The 4,608-nt window shown below is 60.1% G+C and carries 4 protein-coding genes; all 4 read left to right on the top strand.

Annotation, left to right across the window (positions count from 1 at the left end; all coding sequences use genetic code 11):
• The first annotated feature begins 88 nt into the window (after nucleotides 1-88).
• Entirely contained in the window at nucleotides 89-1,210 is a 1,122-nt protein-coding gene (locus VL598_RS09055) for an ABC transporter ATP-binding protein (RefSeq protein ID WP_325326376.1), read from the top strand.
• A 152-nt stretch (nucleotides 1,211-1,362) separates the two neighbouring features.
• Nucleotides 1,363-2,424 carry an ABC transporter substrate-binding protein gene (locus VL598_RS09060; RefSeq protein ID WP_325326377.1) on the top strand — a complete coding sequence of 354 codons (1,062 nt, stop codon included), beginning with the start codon at nucleotides 1,363-1,365 and terminating at the stop codon, nucleotides 2,422-2,424.
• Between the two features lie 109 nt (nucleotides 2,425-2,533).
• On the top strand, nucleotides 2,534-3,808 hold the full coding sequence (locus VL598_RS09065) for an ABC transporter permease (RefSeq protein WP_325326379.1): 1,275 nt from the start codon (nucleotides 2,534-2,536) through the stop codon (nucleotides 3,806-3,808).
• A 60-nt stretch (nucleotides 3,809-3,868) separates the two neighbouring features.
• Nucleotides 3,869-4,608 (top strand): ABC transporter permease (locus VL598_RS09070; protein ID WP_325326378.1); only part of this gene is annotated, 740 nt, incomplete at its 3' end.

Below are 4,608 nucleotides of genomic sequence, written 5' to 3' on the forward strand. Positions count from 1 at the left end.
TGGCCGTAGCAGATTATCTGGATTGAAAATGCCGTGCGCGTGGCGCATCTTAATAGATGCCAATCGGGCGATGCCGGAGACCGACTCGATGAGAACGGATGAGGTGATCGTTAGCTTTCGTGAGGTACGCAAGACGTACGACGGTGAGACGCTCGTAGTCAAGGGACTCAACCTCGATATCTACCAGGGGGAGTTTTTGACGTTGCTTGGGCCTTCCGGCTCAGGCAAGACGACGTGTCTGATGATGCTGGCCGGATTCGAATTTCCGACCGGCGGCGAGATCCGGCTCGACGGCCGCTTGCTCAATAGCGTGCCGCCGCATAAGCGCAACATCGGCATGGTGTTCCAGAATTACGCGCTCTTTCCTCATATGACTGTGGCGCAAAACGTCGAATACCCCCTGACCGTGCGCGCGATGAGCGTCACGGAACGCGCGGCGCGCGTGGCGGATGCGCTCAAGATGGTACGCATGGACAGTTTTACGAAGCGCTATCCGGCTCAGCTCTCGGGCGGCCAGCAGCAACGCATCGCACTTGCGCGCGCACTCGTGTTCGAACCGCGGCTTGTGCTGATGGACGAACCGCTCGGCGCGCTCGACAAGCAACTGCGCGAGCACATGCAATACGAACTGAAGGCCCTTCACGACAAGCTGGGTTTGACGTTCGTCTACGTGACGCACGATCAGGGCGAGGCATTGACAATGTCAGACCGCGTGGCCGTGTTCGACAAGGGCGTCGTGCAGCAGCTGGATACGGTCAACCGCCTTTACGAGTCACCGTGCAACGAGTTTGTCGCGAACTTCATCGGCGATAGCAACCGGCTGCGCGGGACAATCGACGACATCGACGGCGAGTTTTGCCGCCTGCGCCTGCACGACGGCACGCACGTCGTCGGTCGCAACATCGCAGACGCACGCGTCGGCACGCCGGCAGTTGCATGTATTCGCCCCGAGCGGTTGAGGCTTGCCGCCGGTGCAGACGGTGGTGCGAGCAATAGCAGCATGAACGGACGCCACGGTGCCAACACGCTCGCAAGCGAGATTCGAGGGCTCATCTATTTCGGCGATCACGTGCGGATGCGGTGCGCCGTGCCTCAGCAGGACGAATGCCTGGTCAAGATTCCGCTTGGAGCGGAGGCGCTCGAAACCTTCGCACCCGGTGTGTCCGTTGCGCTCGAGTTCGCTGCCGAGCACCTGCGCGTATTTGCTTGATGTTTGCACGAGTTCGCGATTCGGCATGTTGATGGAGCGCCATCGTCGCCCTTCTGCGCTGCGGCCCGCCCGCATCGCACTCTTGGTGTACCAATGCCGGTAATGGTGTGTGCCGGCGGACCATCCACGCAGTCGAGAATAAGGAGACTAAGATGAACCACCGCAACACACTGACGCGCCGTGCTGTCGTTACGCCGGCTGTTCTCGCCATCTCGTGGTTGCTTGGCGTGGGCGGCGCCACCGCTGCCGAACTGACTGTCGTGAATTTCGGGGGCGCCAACGCCGAAGCGCAGAAAGTTGCCTATTACCAGCCGTTCGAAAAGAAGACGGGCGACAAGATCACCGCCGTCGAATACAACGGCGAGACAGCGAAGATCAAGGCGATGGTCGAGGCCAAGCATGTGAACTGGGACGTCGTGGAAGTCGAATCGGGCGACATCGGCCGTGGTTGCGACGAGGGACTTTACGAGAAGCTCGATTGGTCGAAGATTGCGAACAAGTCCGACCTCATCTCCGAGTCGCCGCACACGTGTGGCGTGGGCTTCTTCGTCTGGTCGACGGCGCTCGCCTATGACGCCGACAAGTTGAAAACCGCGCCGAGCGGCTGGGCCGATTTCTGGGATGTGAAGAAGTTTCCCGGCAAGCGAGCCTTGCGCAAGGGCGCGCGCGGCAACCTCGAGTTCGCGCTAATGGCCGACGGCGTGGCACCGAAGGACGTCTATGTAGTGCTTGCGACGAAGGCGGGCCAAGACCGTGCATTCAAGAAGCTTGGCGAGTTGAAGCCTTACATTCAGTGGTGGGAGGCGGGCGCGCAGCCGCCGCAGTTTCTCGTCGCCGGAGACGTCGTTATGTCGTCGGCGTTCAATGGCCGTATCGATGCGGCGCAGCGCGAAGGCAAAAATCTGAAGGTCGTCTGGAACGGCAGCATCTACGACCTCGACTATTGGGTCATTCCGAAGGGCACGCCGAACAAAGCAGCCGCCGAGCAATTCATCAGCTATACCCTTTCGCCGAAGCCGCAAGAGATTTATGCGCAGCATATCGCCTATGGTCCCGTCAATCGACAAGCGATCCAATCGCTGGATCAGAAAACACTCGCGAATCTGCCGAACTCGCCGGCAAACGGCAAGAACGCGGTGCTGCAAGATTTGTCGTTCTGGACCGATCACGGTGACGAGCTCGAGCAACGCTTTGCGTCGTGGGCATCGAAATGACACGATCGTCGAGGGCACGGACGCAACACGTGTGATGCCTCACGTGGGACCGCGCCGTGCGCACCATGCGGACGGTGCGACGAACGCCCCAGCGCAGGCAGGGCAGGAGATGAACGTGAACACGATAACGATCGCGGGCGACCGAGACGCCGCGTCAATGGCTGTGCTCAGACGCGAGCTCAAAGTCGCCCACGCACGCAAGCGGGCGACGGCGCTGCTGCTGATTGCACCGCTCGCCATTTTTTTGCTGCTGATCTTTGTCGTGCCGATTGCCACATTGCTCACGCGCGCGATTGAGAACCCCGAAGTCGCCGATGCTCTGCCGAAAACGCTCGCGCAATTACGCGATTGGGATCGCAAAAGCGTTCCGCCTGATGCGGCTTACTCGGCACTCGCCGGCGACTTGACTTCCCTCGACGGCAGCGAGGCACTTGGTGCACTCGCGCGCCGGCTCAACGTGGAGATTGCGGGCTTTCGCTCGCTCGTTGCGAAGACGGCGCGCGCAATGCCGCTCAAGGGCGAGGCCGGTAGCGACCTCACGCCAGCTCAAGTCCGCGCGATGCTGATCGACGTCGACGAGCGGTGGAGCGACGTGCGCTACTGGCGCGCGATCGCGAAGAACGGCTCCCGCTACTCGCCGTTTTATCTGCTCTCCGCGCTCGACCATCGCCAAGATGCTTTTGGCCACATAGAACGGACCGACGCCGACCAACGGATTTATCTGGCCGTCTTCGAACGCACCTTCGTGATCAGCGCAGTGGTCACCCTGGCGGCGTTGTTGTTCGGTTATCCGCTCGCTTATTGGATCTCGACGCTCACCGAGCGTCGAGCCAATCTGGTGATGATTCTCGTACTGATTCCGTTTTGGACATCGATTCTCGTGCGCGTCGCCGCCTGGATCGTGCTGCTGCAGAACGAAGGGCTCGTCAATCGCGCGTTGCAGGCGGCCGGTCTGACAAACGCTCCGCTCGCGCTGCTGTTCAATCGCGTGGGAGTTTATGTATCGATGACGCACATATTGTTGCCGTTCATGATTCTGCCGCTTTATAGCGTAATGAAATCCATTCCTTCGACTTATCAGCGCGCGGCCGTCTCGCTCGGCAGTCACCCGTTTTCCGCGTTCTGGCGCGTGTATGTTCCGCAAACTTATCCGGGCATCGGCGCGGGTGCGTTGCTCGTTTTCATTCTTGCAATCGGTTACTACATCACCCCCGCTCTGTTGGGCGGACCGGACGATCAGATGGTGAGCTACTACGTCGCTTATTTCACGAACGTGACGATCAACTGGGGCATGGCATGCGCGCTAGGCGGCTTGCTGCTGGCCGCAACCCTCGTGCTTTACGCGGTTTACCGCAGGTTTGCGCGAGCCCAGCCGAGCCTTTGAGCGTGTGACCGAATCGTTCGAAAGACGCAGTCCAAAAAGACCTTTGCTCGCGAGCTGACGATGAAATTCTCGAAACCGCTTTTCGCACCGCATGCGTCGCTCATCGAGCGTACATGGTACTTTGCGTTGCGTGGGTTCGCCGTGCTTACTCTGCTGTACTTGGTGCTACCGGTGCTCGCCATCGTTCCGCTCTCGTTTTCTTCGAGCTCGTTTCTTGTGTATCCGATTCCGAGCTGGTCCCTGCGTTGGTACGAGAACCTGGTGACGTCGACAGAATGGCGCATGGCGGCAAAAAACAGTTTCATCGTCGCGCCGTCGGCGACGATCGTGGCAACGGTGCTCGGCACGCTGGCAGCGCTCGGGCTCGCGAAAGCGGACTTTCGTGGCAAGGCGTTGCTGATGGCGGTGCTAATTTCGCCCATGATCGTACCGGTGATCGTCGTGGGCGTCGGCATGTATCTCTTCTTCGCTCCGCTTGGACTTGCCAACACGTATGTCGGGCTGATCTTCGCTCACGCAGCGCTCGGCGTGCCGTTCGTCGTGACGACGGTCGGCGCAACCCTGCAAAACTTCGACGGCAACCTCGTACGAGCGAGTTTATCGCTCGGCGTGAATCCGACACGCACCTTCTTCCGCGTGACGTTGCCCGTCATCGCGCCGGGCGTGATTTCCGGTGCGCTGTTCGCGTTCGCGACGTCGTTCGACGAAGTAGTCGTCACGCTGTTTCTCGCAGGTGCGGAACAAACGACGTTGCCACGGCAGATGTTCACGGGTATCCGCGAGAACATCACACCAACGAT

Origin of the sequence: Trinickia sp., assembly GCF_035492435.1 — a bacterium.
Lineage (GTDB): Bacteria > Pseudomonadota > Gammaproteobacteria > Burkholderiales > Burkholderiaceae > Trinickia.